The organism is Rathayibacter sp. AY2B3 (genome assembly GCF_002931755.1).
Lineage (GTDB): Bacteria > Actinomycetota > Actinomycetes > Actinomycetales > Microbacteriaceae > Rathayibacter.
In genome coordinates, this window is the sequence record NZ_PSUG01000069.1 from 1 (window position 1) to 15,181 (window position 15,181).

The following is a 15,181-nucleotide window of genomic DNA, read 5'->3' on the forward strand; positions in this document are numbered from 1 at the left end:
GCGACACGCTCCACCTGCCCGGCCGTCTTCGGAAGCCGACCGCGCCGCGGCGGGCGGGGACCGCCGCGGGAACGAGCACAGCCGGACGCGACACGCTCCGCCTGCCCGGCCGTCTGCGAGAGCCGACCGCGCCGCGGCGGGCGGGGACCGCCGCGCAAACGACCGCCGCCGCGAGGCGAACCGTCGAAACGCGTTGCAGCGTTTCGGCGTAGCCGGACGCGACACGCTCCGCCTGCCCGGCCGTCTGCGAGAGCCGACCGCGCCGCGGCGGGCGGGGACCGCCGCGCAAACGACCGCAGCCGCGAGGCGAACCGTCGAAACGCGTTGCAGCGTTTCGGCGTAGCCGGACGCGACACGCTCCACCTGCCCGGCCGTCTGCGAGAGCCGACCGCGCAGCGGCGGGCGGGGACCGCCGCGCAAACGAACGCAGCCGCGAGGCGAACCGTCGAAACGCGTTCCAGCGTTTCGGCGTAGCCGGACGCGACACGCTCCACCTGCCCGGCCGTCTTCGGAAGCCGACCGCGCCGCGGCGGGCGGGGACCGCCGCGCAAACGAACACAGCACACAGCTGGCGTCCCGGTTGCTCGGAGGAGGAGCAGGGGTGGGCGCCGTAGCGTTCCGGGAGCGCGGCACGCCGGTCGCGCGGACGGGGAGTCCCATGTCGTTGTTCCTGAACCGCACTCGTGAGGTCCGATGGACCGAGGACGAGAGACGGGCACTGGCCGAGGCGGTGGCGGAGGACCGGGCCGACGCCTGGCGTGGAGTGGGTGCGCTCGATCGCACCGTCGTCGTCTCGACCGAGGATCCCGGTGTCCGCGGCGGCGCGCGCTGGCCCACCGATCACCGTGCGTTCCTGCGCGTCGACCGCGGCGCCTCCGTGGTGCTCGCGACCGACGGGCTGAGCGATCCCTTCGACCGGCTCGCGCACCCCGGCACGGGTCTCGGCCTCGAGCTGTGCCTCGAGACGTCCGCCGTCCGCGGCGTCCCCACCGCTGAGCTCTGGAACCACTGGCACTTCCGCCTGCTGTACGAGGCCGCCCGACGGGCCGCCCTCCAGGGAGTGTGCTGCCGCAGCTCCCTCGACACGGCGCGGCTCGCGAACGTCTCGGCGCCGCCGGCCTGGACCGACGAGCAGGGCACCGTCGGCGTCCTCCTGGGCCTGCGCAGCCCCGGCCTGCCGGAGCGGCTCGACCTGGCGACCGGTCACGCCGACCTGGTCACCCTCACGCCGCTGCGGCCGCAGGAGCACGCCCGGGCGTCGGTCGACGCGGGCGCCCGTGCCGAGATCGCCGAGCGCCTCCGAGCCCTGCCGCACGAGGAGCTCGTGCACACGGCCCGGCCGCTCGTGGTCTGAGGAGCATCGCGGCTCAGGAGCCCTCGGCGGGCTCCGGCACCACGGTCATCTCGCCGGTGTTGTTCGCGCTCGCGATGAACTGCTCGATCCACAGGCGGTTCAGTGATGGGCGCTTGCTGCCGTGGAACCGGAAATGCAGCGGTGTCGTCGGATGCACCCAGACGGAGCTGCGGCCGTAGCCGGACGACTCCGGCTCGCTCCAGGACAGGCTGAACGACTCGTTCCGCCTCATCTTGGTGAACATCGCGACCTTGAGGTGCGCGAGGAGCCGGTCCTCGAAGTCGATCTCGAGTGATTGCGGTCCGTAGATCAGTCGTCCCATTGTCTCCGCCGTGAAGTCGTGCCGACGCGCCGGAGTCCCGGACGGCGTCGCGGGCTCCGTGAGCTCGGGAGCCGCCACGGAGAGGATACCGATCCTGCGGCCCGGAGGGGTGACCCGCCTCTCGCCTCCGCCGGCCGACGGCGGGAACTCCCGGGAAACGACGGACGCCCCGCCGACCGGATCCGGGGATCCTGGTCGACGGGGCGTCGGAAGTCGGAGATTACTCGCCGACGCCGCGGATGTTCGCGGCCTGCGGGCCCTTGCGGCCCTGCTCGACGTCGTACTCGACGTGCTGGTTCTCGACGAGCTCGCGGTAGCCCTGCTTCGCGATGGCGGAGAAGTGCGCGAACACGTCGGCGCCTCCGTCGTCGGGAGCGATGAAGCCGAAGCCCTTTTCGGAGTTGAACCACTTAACGGTGCCAGTAGGCATTTCTTTTCCTTATGTGTTAATGACGCCGACCGGGGCCGGCGTCGTCAGAGTCCGCACGAGTGTGCGGTACCCGCTCGACTCGGCCTCCGCGGGTGAAACACGCGTCTGCCGGAGTCGTCCGGGTCGTCTAGGGGCTGAACTCGCGCCTCCGGGGGAGGGCGGCTCTGCGGGGGAGAACGTCCCGCGCACCGGGTGAGCCGGTGGAGCGGGGGTCGAACGAGGAACGGCGCGGCTTCCGCGGCGTCCTGTGAAGGGCGGTACCCGCGTGCGAGGCGGGCGTTCGAACCGGACGACCGAGGACGATGCTCTCGGTCGGTGCGGTCTCTATCAGGGGCTGAGTCTCTTCGTCGTCGTGCGACTTCTCAGCCGTGGAATTCGGGCGATCGCCCAGGAGATGACTCGACTCTACGGGATCACGGCACCCGAGCGCGACCGCCCGCGTCACACTGAGCGCCGATCCTCCTGCGCAGGACGGCCGGAAGGCCCGCTGGAGCGGGTCGCGGTGTGCCACGATACGACTCGGAACGCGCCGATCCCCACCGCCGACCGCACTGCACCTCCCCGTCACCGCCCCCGCCCCTCCTTCCGAGGTCACCGTGCCCCTGCCTCCCCGGCCCGCCGACGCCGCGGTGCTGCTGCGCGAGCAGCGGGAGGTCGGCGTGCTCTGCGCTCGGCGGGCGGGCGGGGTGCTCACCGCCGCCACCGCCCTGCACCTGCTCGCCCTGACTCCGGCCCAGCTGCTGACGGTGGTGCCGAGCGCCGCGCTGCTCGTCCTCTCGGCGCTCGTGCAGCTCGCGCCCAGCCGGTCCGTCGAGACGGGGGCGAGGGCGGTCGCCATCGGGCTCGCGCTGGACGTCGCGGCGCTCATCGCGTTCCTCTCGCCGGACGTCGACGGCTCCCTCCGAGCCGTCCTGAGCGCAATCACGATGCTCTCCTCGATGGCGCTGCCGTGCGCGATGCTCGCCGTCGGCGCCTGGCGGGGCCTGCCCTGGGCCGCGGTTCTGGCGCTGCTCCCGGTCCTGGTCCTCGGGGCGGCGGCGACGGGGGCGTCCGGGCGCGCGCCGTTCGTCCTCCTCTCGATCGTCGTCTGCTGGACCCTGCTGCTGACGGCCGCCCGCTGGCTCGCGGGCAGCGTCGCGCGCGCCCACGTCGGCACGGCCCGTCTCCGGAGGGCCCACGACGCCGAGCGCCGCTCCAGCGAGACCGAGTCGCGGCGCCGGGCCGACGCACGGCTCATGCACGACACCATCCTGGCGACACTGACGCTCGTGGCCCACCGGGGCGAGGGGGTGCCGGCTCCGGTGCTGCGCGACCGGGCGGCCGCCGATCTGGCGCTCCTGCGCGGCGTGGAGACGGCGGAGGAGCCGGACCCGGAAGGAGATGCACGGGTGCCGGAGCCGCTCCTCGCGGTCGGTCGGCGCTCGGCGACGGTGGGCGTGGAGGTGCGCTGGCACGGCGGTGCCCAGCCGCGGATCCGCGCGGAGGTGCTCGACGCCGTGGCGCGCGCGACCGGGGAGTGCCTCGAGAACGTGCGCCGTCACTCCGGGGCCGCGGTGGCGCATGTGAGCGTCGCGGAGGAGGCGGGCTCGCTCCGGGTCGTCGTCACGGACGAGGGGCGCGGCTTCGATCCGGCCGCGGTGCCGCCGGGGCGCCTGGGCCTCGCGGAGTCCGTCGTCGGCCGCGTCGAGGCGGTGGGCGGCACGGTCCGGGTCTTCTCGGCGCCGGGATCCGGCGCGACCGTGCTGCTGAGCGTGCCTTTGCCGAGCGTGCCGCTGTGAGCGGGAGGCGGCAGGAGGAGGGGCCGGAGGACGGGACGCTCCTCGAGCTGGTCCGCGCGGCGGACCGGAGCCCCGGAGCGCTGTGGAGCATCCGCGAGCGCCTGACGCGGCCGAATCGCCTGAGCGGGAGCTACCTCGGGCTGGGCTTCCTCACCATGGCGGTGATGCTCGACATCCGCGGACTGATCTCGTACCTCTGGTCCCTCGACGCCCGGTCCGCGACCTGGGTGAGCGGTCTCTCCTGGCTGCTCGTGATCGCCGCCAGCGCGGCGGGGGCAGCGATCGCCCTGCGCCGCCACGGCGAGCTGCCGCGCTGGGCCTTCGCGGGCGTCCTCGGCGTCGACGTGGTCGCGCTGCTGCTCGAGTTCGCCGACCACGCGCTGCCGACTCCGGCTCCGATGTACTACCCGTCGGTCTGCGTGGGAGTGGGCGCGGGCGTGATCGCGCTGATCACCTTCCAGCCGCTCTCGCGCTCGTTCCTCGCCCTCGTGGTCCTGGTCGCGCTCGCGGCGCTCGGACTCGTCGGCCAGGCGCTGCTCGGCGACGGAGGCGCCGCCCTCGCGGTGGGCAACGTCCTCCTCGCCACCGCACCGGCGGCCGTGTGCGTCGTCGTGCTGACCGCGCTCGACCAGTACGTGCGGCGCACGCTCGACCGGAGCCTGGCCGACAGCACCGTCCACGCCGCGGACGACGAGTTCTCGCAGGTGGACGCCCGCATCGAGGAGCTCCTCGAGCGGGTCCGGACGCCGGTGCCGCTGGACGAGGAGCTGGGCGAGCGGGCGCGCGTGCTGGGAGACGAGCTCCGGGAGGCGCTCGCCCGCAGCCACGACCGCACCTGGCTGCGCATCGCCGTGGAGGAGTCGGCGCTGCTGTCCTCCGCGGTCGCGGTGGACGATCCCGCCGGAGCCGCCGCGCTGCTGCCTCCGCTCGACCGCTCGCGCCTGCTCTCGGTGCTCTGGCTGCTCACCGTCCCGGCGGCCCGGCCCTCGCTGGCCGTCCGCCTGGAGGCGGGCGCCGGCGGCGAAGTGGAGCTCACCCTCGTCGCCGCGGGCATCCGCGCCCGCGACCTGGACCGCTCGGTCTGGGGCATCCTCAGCGAGCTCGGCGAGCACCGCACGACGACCGACCACGGCGCGACGAGAATCCTCGTCGCTCACCGGCCCCGGAGGAGGACGACGACATGAACGACCAGCCCGCGATCACGCTGGCCATCCTCGACGACCACCCGATCCTGCTGGCGGCGCTGGCCGAGTGGATCCGCCGCTCGGGCCCGGACATCCGCGTGGCGGCGACGGCCGGCACCTGGACGGACCTGCTCGCGCACCCGGCCTTCCCGACCGACGTGGTGCTACTGGACATCGACCTCGGCGACGAGCTCGACCTGGCGATGAAGATCCGGATCATCGCGGCCGCCGGCGCCGCCACGATCATCATCAGCACCCACTCCGAGCCGGGCACGATCAGCCGGGCGCTCGAGGCCGGAGCGCACGGCTACGTGGTCAAGAGCGAGCGGACGGAGACGATCCTCGCGGCGATCCGCGCGGCGGCGAGCGACGAGCGCTTCCTGACGGCGCAGACCCGGGAGCTGCTGGGGGCCGACCGCCCGGGCACCCTGACGCACCGGGAGCGGGAGATCGTCCGCCTCTTCGTCGACGGGATGCCGCTGAAGCAGGTCGCCACGCTCCTCGGCATCACCCAGGACGCCGCGCGGAGCTCGCTGCGCAGCGCCCGGGGCAAGTACCGGGCGGAGGGGCTCGCCGTCGGCACGAAGATCTCGCTCCGCCGCCAGGCGCTGCGCGACGGGATCGTCGAGCGCTAGACGCGCGCTCGACGAGCCCGAGGGCCTAGACCGTCTCGGGGCGCTTCTGCCGCGCGGGCTCGGCGGGGTCGGAGGGGCCGTTCCAGATCGAGACGATGCCCCAGACGACCGCCGCGATCGGCACGGCCAGCACGGCGCCGACGATGCCGGCGAGGACGGTGCCCACGGTCAGCGCGATCAGCACGATCAGCGGGTGCAGCTTCAGCGAGCGCGCCATCACGACCGGCTGGAGGAAGTTGCCCTCGAGCTGGTTGACCCCGATGACGACCAGGATCACGATCAGCGCGGCGACCGGGCCGTTGGCGACCAGCGCGACGAGAGCGGCGAGGATGCCGGCGGCCGTCGCTCCGACGATCGGGATGAAGGCGGTGAGGAAGACGATGACGGCCAGCGGGATCGCCAGGGGCACCTGGATGATCGCCAGCGCGACGCCGATGCCGATCGCGTCGACCGCCGCGACGGTCGCCGTTCCGCGGACGTAGCCGCCCAGCACGTCCACCGTCTTGTGCCCGACGCGCTTGGCGCGCTCGTAGCCCGAGCCGGTGAAGGGGCGCAGGAGGAACTCCCAGATCTTCGGGCCGTCCTTCATGAAGAAGAAGAGCACCACGATCATCAGGACGAGGCCGGTGATGAAGTTCGCCGCCGCGGAGACGCCCGCGAGCGCTCCGTTGCCGAACGAGCTGGAGGTGAGGAAGTCGACGACCGACTGGCGGGCGGACTCGATCTGCTCGTCGGTGATCTGGAACGGCAGGTGCTGCACGTAGTCCTGCAGCGAGGTGATGCCGTCGGAGGCGCTGCTGACCAGCTCGTCCCACTGGTTGCGGACCGCGACCGTGATCAGCCAGCCGACCGCGCCGAGGATCGCGAGCAGCCCGATCAGCGCCAGCCAGGTCGCGAGGATCGACGGCACGCCCTTGCGCCGCATCCACGACAGGACCGGGTGGATCGCCGCGGCGAGGATGAGCGCGATCATCACGGGGATGAGCACCAGCGTGAGCTGCGTCATCGCGAAGACGAGCACCGAGGCCAGCAGGAGGACGATGACCACCTGGAGGCAGCGGGTCGCGAACCGGCCGAGGCCGTCGCTCCAGACCCGCCGCTGCGGATCGGGTGCGCTCGGCTGCGGCGCGGCGGCGCGGGTCGAGGAGTCGTTGCGGTCGAAGAAGCCCATGGAGGGACGGTATCGGCTCGGCCCGACCTGCCGTCCCTCCTTGACACCCCGGCCGCGCCGCGGCGATCCGGGGGTCAGAGACCGGCGGGCTTCTCCGGCGTGCGCAGCCAGGTGTCGAAGAACTCCGTCAGATCGGAGCCGGAGACGTTCTCGGCCAGGGCCTGGAAGTCGGCGGTCGTCGCGTTCGAGTAGCGGTTCTCGGAGGCCCAGCGCTTCAGCAGCACGCCGAACGCGTCCGCGCCGATCCGGTCGCGGAGGGCGACGAGCGTCAGGCCGCCGCGATCGTAGACGGGCGCGTCGAAGAGTCCCGCGGCTCCGGGGTCGGCGACGGCGGTCGACCAGAACGGGTCGTCGGCGGGAGCGGCGGCGACCCGGGCGGCGGACTCGGTGACGCTCGCACCGCCGCTGTGCTCCTCCCAGAGCCACTCGGCGTAGGTCGCGAAGCCCTCGTTCAGCCAGATGTCGGACCAGGTCTCCGGAGTGACGCTGTCGCCGTACCACTGGTGCGCGGTCTCGTGCGCGACGGTCGACTCGTCCGCGCCGCCGGAGTAGAACGAGCGTCCCTGGGTCTCGAGGGCGTAGCCGATCCGCTCGTCGTCGACCACGGCTCCGGCCGAGCGGAACGGGTACGGGCCGAAGACCGAGGAGAAGTAGTCGATGATCGCGCCCTGCTTCGCGAGCGCCGCCTCGGTGCGGGCGCGGGTGTCGCCGGTGATGTCCCGGTCGATCGCGTCGATCGTCGTCACGCCGCCCTGGGTGGAGCGGACCAGGTCGTAGTCGCCGATGTTCACCATGGCGAGATAGCTCGCCATCGGGCTGGTCTCGACCCAGCGCGAGGTCGTCCAGCCCTTCGACGTGGTGGGGGAGCCGATCGGCAGGCCGTTCGCGACCACCGTCCGGCCCTCCGGGACCGTGATGCTGAAGGTGTAGCGCGCCTTGTCGGCGGGAGAGTCGTTGACGGGGTACCAGGTCGAGGCGCCGTCCGGCTCGCTGGCGACCAGGGCGCCGTCGTCCGTCGACCACCAGCCGAAGGGGGCACCGGTGCCGTCGACGGGATTCCCGGTGGTCCCGGCGTAGTCGATGCTCACCAGCGCGGGAAGGCCCTTCCGGAGGGTCCGGGCGGGCGTGACGGTCAGCTCGTCCCCCGACTGCGAGAACCGGGCGCCCCCGGCGTTGACGGTGACCTTCGAGACGGTGAGGCCGGTCAGGTCGAAGGAGAGGGAGCGCAGGTCCTTCTGGGGCGCGAGCGTCACCACGGCCCGGCCGCCGAGGGCCCGGGTCGCCGGGTCGTACGTCAGGACGAGGCTGTAGGTGAGGGCGTCGAAGCCGCTGCTGCCGAGGCCGGGGAAGTACGGATCGCCGGCGCTGGTGCCCCCGTCGACGGCGCCCGCGCGGGCGGCGGGGGAGGCGATGGCGGCGGGTGCGAGGAGGAGGGAGGAGGCCACGAGCGCGCAGAGCGCGGCTGACGCACGGAATGTCATGTCCGCACGGTAGCGGGCGGGCGTTTCGTGCGCGTGTCGGCGCCGTGCCGGGGAGAAGCACCGTCGGCCGAGGGACGGCCGATCCCGTGCGCCTCGTCGCGGACGAGCTGCGGAATCCGTCGTGGTGACGGACCATCGCACGGTGGAATTACCCGTTCGAGCGGTCGGAGCCGCCCGGATCGTTGCGGCGGCGACGGATTCCGCACTACAGTCGCCGTGTTCATGCAGGTGCATGGGGTGCGGTACCCGAAGCCGCACTGCACCGCCCTGCTCGGAGCAGACGCCTCCGCCGGGAGGGATGACGATCCTCTCTCCCGGCGGGAGGCGGACCGGGCGGAGCGGCCCGGTCCTCCGTCGGCGCTAGGCCGGGACGCGCACCGTCAGCCCGCCGGGCTCGATCCAGGTGCGGAACGCCGAGGTCGAGCCGAACGGATCGCCGTCGAGCTCGATCTCCTGCGCGTGCTCGAGGCGGACCGTGAGGTCGCGGCCCTTCACGTACCGCAGGGCCGACACCTCCTTCGTCAGGCCCATCAGCTTCTTGCCGACGACGCCGCTGCGGCGGAGCACGCCGTTCTCCCACACCACCTTGAAGATGATCTGCACCCAGCCGAAGAAGCCCTCGGGGCGCAGCAGCACGATGTCGAACTCGCCGTCGTCGACGGCCGCGTCCGGCAGAAGGAGGATGTTCGCGGGCAGGGCGCCGCAGTTGCCCACGATGATCGTGTGCGCGCGCACCTTGCGGGTCTTCGAGTCGTCGAGGCGGTAGCGGAACTCGAGCTGGTTCTTGTCGAGGAGCGCCTTCCGGAGCGCGTCCACGTACGCGAGCCAGCCGGCGCGCTTCTTGAGGTCGTCGTCGGTGTTGGCGAGCATCTTCGCGTCGATCCCGAGGCCCGCCATCACGACGTAGGCGTGGCGGTCGCGGCCCGTCGACGTCTCGATGTCGATCATCCCGACGTCGATCGCGCGGTCCCGACCGGAGAACGCGACGGTGAGGGCGTTGTCGATGTCGTCGAGCGTGAGGTTCAGGTTGCGGGCGAGCAGGTTGCCCGTGCCGGAGGGCAGCAGCGCGAGCGACGCGTCGGAGCCGCGGAGGGCCTCCGCCACGACGCGGACCGTCCCGTCGCCGCCGGCCGCGATCACGACGTCGGCGCCCGCGGCGAGGGCCTCCTTCGTCTGGCCGGCTCCGGGGTCCTCGACGGAGGTCTCGTACCAGAGCGTCTCCTCCCAGCCGGCGGCCTCCTCGGCGCGCTTCACGGCCGCCTTCACGGACTCCAGGTCGACCTTGACCGGGTTGTAGACGACGGCGGCACGGCGGCGCTCAGGCATCGTCGCGGTTCTCGTCGAGCTCGTCGCCGTTCTCGTCGACCCGGCCCGGACGCACGGCGGCGTCCTCGCGGATGTCGATGCGGGTGTCGCCGGCCTCGGTGGTCGAGACCTCGATGCGCGGGGCCGCGTCGGCCTCCGTCGCCTTCGGGGCGCTGGTCAACTGGTCGTGGCGGTCGTCCGCGCTCTGGTCGGTCATGCCTGGACGGTAGCAGCGGGCGATCCGCGCCCGCGCGGGCTTGCGTCAGCGGCTGCGTGCCGCCTGGAGCCCCCAGAGCACGAGCGGGATCTGGAGCGGGAGGCGCAGCAGCGTGATCGCCCGGGTCCGCGGCCGACGGGCGTCCCGCGCCATCTGCACGTTGCCGGGGAACACAGCGGCCATCAGGGCGGCGGAGGCGAGACCGCCGGCCGCGCGGGTCCGCGGATGCAGCGTCGCGGCCGCACAGGCCAGCTCCGCCGCTCCCGAGACGAGGACCCAGGCGCGCGCCGAGCCCGGCATCCCGCGCGGGACCACCGCGTCGAAGGTCCGCGGATGCACCAGGTGGACGACTCCCGAGACCGCCATCGCCGACACGAGCACGAGGGGGCCCGCGCCCAGGCGGCTCATCGGCCCTCCGCCCCGCGCTCGAGCGGAGCGACGTGGTCGAGGATCCGGCGCCACTCGCGCACCAGCGCCAGCCGGCCGGCTCCGTCGACCGTCACGGTGCGGGCCTGGGCGAGGCGGCCGCGGTACCAGCGGCCGTCCTCGGCGCTCGCCACCGGATCCGCATCGCCGTGGACCAGGAGCGTCTCGGCCGTCACCCGGTCGAGGTCGTCGGCCCAGGAGCCGTCGCGGAGGGCCGCGAGGTCGGTCGCGGCGCCGCTCGGTCCCTGCCGCCAGCCCTCGGCGAGCATCCGCTCCAGCCGGTTGCGCAGTCCGCCGTGGGTGGCGAGCACCGGGTCGTCGGAGTCGATCCCGAGCGCGTCCAGGCCCGGCTGCGTCTGCGGGAGGGCGGCGGCGATCGTGTCGGCGTCCTCCCCGCGCAGAGTCTCGCGCCGCTCCCACGCGCCGGTGGGGTGCACGATCACGCCGGCCTGCGGGGGCGCGGGGGTGCCGACCAGCGCGAGGCGGTCGACGAGGTCGGGGTGCCGGGCCGCGAGCGAGAGCGCGAACGCGCCGCCGGAGCCCCAGCCGACCACGCCGACGCTGCCGAAGCGGGCGCCCTCGACCATGCGGGCCGTGCGCTCCGAGCGGCGCAGGTACTCGGCGAGGTCGTCCGCGCGGTCCTCGACGCGGCCGTGAGCGGCGTCGACCGGGTCCGAGGCGCCGTAGCCGGGGCGGTCGAGGATCAGCAGGTGCAGGCCCCATGGGCCGGTGACGGTCGGGTCGGGGTCGAATCCGCCCGCTCCGGGGGTGGGGTGGCAGAACACCACCAGCCGGTCGGCGACGGGATCGCCCGCCGCCGAGACGCCCATCCCGCGGCCGGACCGCAGCTCGAAACGGTGGTTCGCCATGTCGCCTCCCGGGTGCGCCGAGGGTCGGCGCGTCGCCCCCAGTCAAGCGGACACGGCGGCCCGCGCGCTGGGCCTTGTGCCGGAGCGGGAGCAGTCGGACGCGGACCGGGCGGGTGGACGGGACGGTCCCTCCAGGAAGCAGCGGCGCGGGCCGGAGCCGCCGTCGCCGGCGCACCGTCCGTTCGCCCGATGTCCACGTGACGCCGCGGGGGAGGGGAGCGAGGATGGCGGTATGTCCCGTCGTCTCCTCCTCCCCATCGCCGGCGTCCTCGCCGCGGCCCTCGCCGCCGGCGGGCTGACGCTCCTCGTCTGGACGATCGACGAGACGCACTTCGCGCGGCCCGACCCCGGCTTCGACCGTCTGACGAGCGAGGTCGCCGCAGTGCCCGGAGTCTCCCTCGACGGCGCCGAGCGCTGGGTCGAGGCGCCCGCGTTCGGCCCGCCGACCTCGTGGGTCGGGGTCGCGGTCGAGGAGCCGGCTCTCGCCGACGCCCTCGCGACCGCCTGCGCGACCGAGTACGCGGATCCGGTGCTGTGGTCGTTCCGGGCGACGTCGGCAGGCGGGAACGCCCTCTCCTTCGCGGGCGCGGAGGAGCCGACCGCCGCGTGCCCCGCTCCCGCTGTCGACGCGACGGCCCTGCTCGAGCGGATCGACGGATTCGGCCGCGGTCTGGAGCTGCACGCGTCGCTCCGTGAGGGGGCCTTCGCCCTCGACGCCTTCGAGGACGTCTCCGGCGGGCTGCCCGCGCTGCTCCCGATCGTCCGGGCGGCGGAGGACCTGCGGGACGCTGCGGGCGCGGACCGGGGCGCCCCCGTCGAGATCTCCGGCCCGTGGACCGCGATCACCGTCGGTCCCGGCGAGCAGGAGCGGACCGCTGCGCTGCTCACGACCCTCGTCGAGGAGCACGGCGTCACCGCTTACTGGGCGACCGAGGACGGCCTGCGGATCGTCGCGCCCGACGGCGGGCATACCGCGATCGAGGCCGCCGTGCGCGCCTCCGGGCTGCCGGTGGCCGACCTCCCCCTGCGCTTCGAGGCCGACGAGTCCTGACGTCCGGCGCCACCTCGTCGATGAGCAGGACGATCCCCTCGCCCTGCTCGGCCGCCGCTTCACCCACGGCGACGAGGACGTCCGTCAGGTCCAGCCTGAGATCCCGATGATCGGCCAGTCCTTCTGCCGGCGGTACGTCCCATCCGATGGACCACACGCCGTCCGCTCCGACAGACGTACCAGTTTAGGAGTTTTAGGGCACTTTATTCAGATCGAATAAAGCGCAGTAAAGCCATCAAACCGCGCCGGTCATGCGCGCCAGGCGGCCAGCTCCTCCGGGGTCGCCAGGACGCGGTGGGTCGGCGAGAGCTCGTGGACGCTCCCGGCCGAGTAGTCGATCCCGAGCGCGACCGGGTCGTACGGCTCGGAGGGGGCGCGGCGGCGCATCGCGCGCGGGTCCGCCGAGAGCACGGCGCGCAGCAGCGAGCGGGTGTACGGGTGCACGGGTCCGGAGAAGATCTCGGCGGTCGTGCCCGTCTCGACCAGGTGGCCCTTGTGCATGACGCCGATGCGGTCCGAGATGTACTTCACCATCGCGAGGTCGTGGGCGATGAAGAGGTACGCGGTGCCGAGCTCCTCCTGGAGTGCGCGCATCAGGTTCACGACCTGCGCCTGGATCGAGACGTCGAGCGCCGAGACGCACTCGTCCGCGATCACGAGGTCGGGCTGCATCACGAGTGCGCGGGCGATGCCGATGCGCTGCCGCTGGCCGCCCGAGAACTGGTGCGGGTAGCGGTCGGCGTGGGAGCGGTCGAGGCCGACCTTCTCGAGGATCGCGTAGACCTTCTCGTCGCGCTCGGCGGCGGAGGAGTACCGGCGCTGGGTCGTGAGTCCCTGCGCGACGATGTCGAAGACGGTCTTGCGCGGGTTGAGGCTCGACATCGGGTTCTGGAAGATCATCTGGATGCTGGAGCGCAGGTGGTCGCGCTGGGCGGCGTCGAGCCGGCCGCTGATCGTGCGGCCCGCGAGCACCACCTGGCCGTCGGTCGGGTCGATCAGCCGGATGATCGATCGGCCGATCGTGGACTTGCCGCTGCCCGACTCCCCGACCAGCCCGAAGGTCTCGCCGCGCCGGATCTCGAAGTCGACGCCGCCGATCGCGGTCACGTGGTGGCGCCGCCCCAGCCGGAACACCTGGGTGAGGCCGCGCACCGAGAGCAGGGCGGGCGCGGAGTCGGGCGTCGGAGCGAGTGCGGTCACGGGGTCGGTCCTTCACTGGGGGCGAGCATGGCGTCGATCTTGGCGCGCAGTGGCGCCGGCATCTCGACCGGGGGAGCGGAGGGGTGGCAGAGCCACGAGGCGACCCGGTGCCCGCCGCCGACGTCGAACAGCGGCGGCTCCTCGACGAAGTCGATCTCGAGCGCGAACGGGTTCCTCGGAGCGAAGGGGTCGCCCGGCGCGCGGTTCACCAGGCTCGCCGGGCTGCCGGGGATGGCGAACAGCTCGGGGGAGTCGGTGGTCAGGTCCGGCATCGCCGAGAGCAGGCCCCAGGTGTAGGGGTGCCGCGGGTCGTAGAAGACCTCCTCGGCGGTGCCCTGCTCGATGATCCGCCCGGCGTACATCACGCTGACGTGGTCGGCGACGGTCGCGACGACGCCGAGGTCGTGGGTGATGAAGATCACCGAGAGGCCGCGGTCCGCCTGCAGGCGCTTCAGCAGCTCGAGGATCCGCAGCTGGATCGTCACGTCGAGCGCGGTGGTCGGCTCGTCGCAGATCAGCACGTCCGGGTTGCACGACAGCGCGATGGCGATGTTCACCCGCTGGCACATGCCTCCGGAGAGCTGGTGGGGGTACTGCTTGAACCGCCGCTCCGGATCGTCGATGCCGACCTCGCCGAGGAGCTCCACGGCTCGGGCGCGCGCCTCGCGGCGGCCGAGCCCGAAGTGCTCCTGGATCCCCTCCATCACCTGCTTGCCGACCGACATCGTCGGGTCGAGGCAGGTCAGGGCGTCCTGGAACACCATCGCGATGCGGCGCCCGCAGATCTCGCGGCGGATCGCCGACTCGGGCATCGCCGCGATGTCCTTCGTGGTCACCGTGCCGTCGTCGCTCCGGTGCGAGAACTCGATGCTGCCCGCGGTGATCCGCTGGTTGCGGGCCATCAGGCCGAGGATCGCGCGAGCCGTGACCGACTTGCCGCTGCCGGACTCGCCGACGATCGCGACCACCTCGCCCTCGTGCAGGTCGAAGCCCAGTCCGCGGATCGCCTCGACGCTGCCGCCCTCGTTGTCGAACGAGATCGCCAGATCGCGCACCGACAGGAGGACTCTGCCGCGCGCCGGCCCGGCCGTGTCCTGACGGGTCGTGCCCGTGCTGCTCTCAGTCATGTCAGTGGCCTCTCGAGTGGGACAGTCGCGGATCGGTGGCCTCTTTCAGCCCGTCGGCGACGAGCGTGAACGCCACCATGAGCAGGCCCAGCACGACCACGGGGACGATCACGAGGAACGGATAGGAGAGGAACGACTTGTAGCCGACGCTGACGAGCGAGCCGAGCGAGGCCATCGGCGCCTGGACGCCCAGGCCCACGAACGACAGGTACGACTCGGTGAAGATCGCCGACGGGATCGAGAACATGCTCATCGTCACGATCGGGCCGATGATGTTCGGGAGGATCTCGACGAACACGATCCGGCTGTCCCGCGCTCCGAGGGTGCGCGAGGCGAGCACGTACTCCTCCGTCTTCTGGCGCAGCGCCTGCGCGCGGCTGACGCGGCTCATCGCGAGCCAGTTGCTCAGCAGCAGGCCGAAGACGATCGCGCCGATGCCCGGCCCGACGGCGACCACGAAGAGCGTCACGATCACCAGCTGCGGGATGCCGGAGAGCACCTCGACCACGCGCTGCATCGCCGAGTCGGTGCGGCCGCCGAAGTAGCCCGAGACGAGGCCGTAGGTCATGCCGATGACCACGTCGATCGCGAAGGCGATCACGGCGATCAGGAGCGAGACGCGCGTGCCGCT

16 protein-coding genes are annotated in these 15,181 nt (G+C 72.9%); 5 read left to right on the top strand and 11 right to left on the bottom strand.

Annotated features, from left to right (window positions below; translation table 11 throughout):
- Nucleotides 1-658: 658 nt before the first annotated feature.
- Nucleotides 659-1,354 (top strand): hypothetical protein, encoded by a 696-nt coding sequence (locus C5C24_RS16590; protein ID WP_104305496.1) that lies wholly within the window; start codon nt 659-661, stop codon nt 1,352-1,354.
- 13 nt (nt 1,355-1,367) lie between these two features.
- Here the strand turns inward: C5C24_RS16590 and C5C24_RS16595 are convergent, their stop codons facing one another.
- Nucleotides 1,368-1,754, bottom strand: coding sequence for a hypothetical protein (locus C5C24_RS16595; protein WP_258059373.1), 387 nt, complete (start codon nt 1,752-1,754; stop codon nt 1,368-1,370).
- Between the two features lie 142 nt (nt 1,755-1,896).
- On the bottom strand, nt 1,897-2,106 hold the full coding sequence (locus C5C24_RS16600) for a cold-shock protein (RefSeq protein ID WP_055786246.1): 210 nt from the start codon (nt 2,104-2,106) through the stop codon (nt 1,897-1,899).
- Between the two features lie 596 nt (nt 2,107-2,702).
- Between C5C24_RS16600 and C5C24_RS16605 the strand changes: the two genes are divergently transcribed.
- Genes C5C24_RS16605 through C5C24_RS16615 form a run of 3 tightly spaced genes read left to right on the top strand, consistent with a single transcriptional unit; the run spans nt 2,703 to nt 5,703 of the window.
- Entirely contained in the window at nt 2,703-3,884 is a 1,182-nt protein-coding gene (locus C5C24_RS16605; protein ID WP_104305497.1) for a sensor histidine kinase, read from the top strand.
- On the top strand, nt 3,881-5,068 hold the full coding sequence (locus C5C24_RS18125) for a hypothetical protein (protein WP_104281315.1): 1,188 nt from the start codon (nt 3,881-3,883) through the stop codon (nt 5,066-5,068). Before C5C24_RS16605 ends, C5C24_RS18125 begins: the two co-directional genes overlap by 4 nt.
- Nucleotides 5,065-5,703: a response regulator transcription factor gene (locus C5C24_RS16615; protein WP_104276288.1), complete on the top strand. Its 639-nt coding sequence runs from the start codon at nt 5,065-5,067 to the stop codon at nt 5,701-5,703. The genes C5C24_RS18125 and C5C24_RS16615 overlap by 4 nt, the downstream gene beginning before the upstream one ends.
- Before the next feature lie 25 nt (nt 5,704-5,728).
- Here the strand turns inward: C5C24_RS16615 and C5C24_RS16620 are convergent, their stop codons facing one another.
- From C5C24_RS16620 to C5C24_RS16645, 6 genes are all read right to left on the bottom strand, one after another.
- Nucleotides 5,729-6,874 (bottom strand): AI-2E family transporter, encoded by a 1,146-nt coding sequence (locus tag C5C24_RS16620; RefSeq protein ID WP_104276287.1) that lies wholly within the window; start codon nt 6,872-6,874, stop codon nt 5,729-5,731.
- Between the two features lie 74 nt (nt 6,875-6,948).
- Nucleotides 6,949-8,355, bottom strand: a complete 1,407-nt coding sequence (locus C5C24_RS16625; protein ID WP_181110005.1) for a M1 family metallopeptidase — start codon at nt 8,353-8,355, stop codon at nt 6,949-6,951.
- Nucleotides 8,356-8,715: 360 nt separating this feature from the next.
- On the bottom strand, nt 8,716-9,681 hold the full coding sequence (locus C5C24_RS16630) for a diacylglycerol kinase family protein (protein WP_104276285.1): 966 nt from the start codon (nt 9,679-9,681) through the stop codon (nt 8,716-8,718).
- The gene (locus C5C24_RS16635) at nt 9,674-9,877 is read right to left on the bottom strand and encodes a multidrug transporter (RefSeq protein WP_104276284.1); all 204 of its coding nucleotides are present in this window, start codon (nt 9,875-9,877) and stop codon (nt 9,674-9,676) included. Before C5C24_RS16635 ends, C5C24_RS16630 begins: the two co-directional genes overlap by 8 nt.
- A 45-nt stretch (nt 9,878-9,922) precedes the next feature.
- Nucleotides 9,923-10,285: a hypothetical protein gene (locus C5C24_RS16640; protein ID WP_104276283.1), complete on the bottom strand. Its 363-nt coding sequence runs from the start codon at nt 10,283-10,285 to the stop codon at nt 9,923-9,925.
- A complete protein-coding gene (locus C5C24_RS16645; RefSeq protein ID WP_104276282.1) occupies nt 10,282-11,172 on the bottom strand; it encodes an alpha/beta fold hydrolase in 891 nt (296 codons plus the stop codon). The genes C5C24_RS16640 and C5C24_RS16645 overlap by 4 nt, the downstream gene beginning before the upstream one ends.
- A 232-nt stretch (nt 11,173-11,404) precedes the next feature.
- On the opposite strand from C5C24_RS16645, the gene C5C24_RS16650 reads away from it, so the two are divergent.
- Nucleotides 11,405-12,223 (top strand): hypothetical protein, encoded by an 819-nt coding sequence (locus C5C24_RS16650; RefSeq protein ID WP_104305499.1) that lies wholly within the window; start codon nt 11,405-11,407, stop codon nt 12,221-12,223.
- A 249-nt stretch (nt 12,224-12,472) separates the two neighbouring features.
- Here C5C24_RS16650 and C5C24_RS16660 read toward each other — a convergent pair whose 3' ends face one another.
- The 3 genes from C5C24_RS16660 to C5C24_RS16670 form a co-directional block, all read right to left on the bottom strand.
- Nucleotides 12,473-13,423, bottom strand: a complete 951-nt coding sequence (locus C5C24_RS16660) for an ABC transporter ATP-binding protein (protein WP_104249941.1) — start codon at nt 13,421-13,423, stop codon at nt 12,473-12,475.
- Nucleotides 13,420-14,550 carry an ABC transporter ATP-binding protein gene (locus C5C24_RS16665; protein ID WP_104276280.1) on the bottom strand — a complete coding sequence of 377 codons (1,131 nt, stop codon included), beginning with the start codon at nt 14,548-14,550 and terminating at the stop codon, nt 13,420-13,422. Before C5C24_RS16665 ends, C5C24_RS16660 begins: the two co-directional genes overlap by 4 nt.
- Nucleotide 14,551: 1 nt before the next feature.
- Nucleotides 14,552-15,181 (bottom strand): ABC transporter permease (locus C5C24_RS16670; protein ID WP_146082657.1); only part of this gene is annotated, 630 nt, incomplete at its 5' end.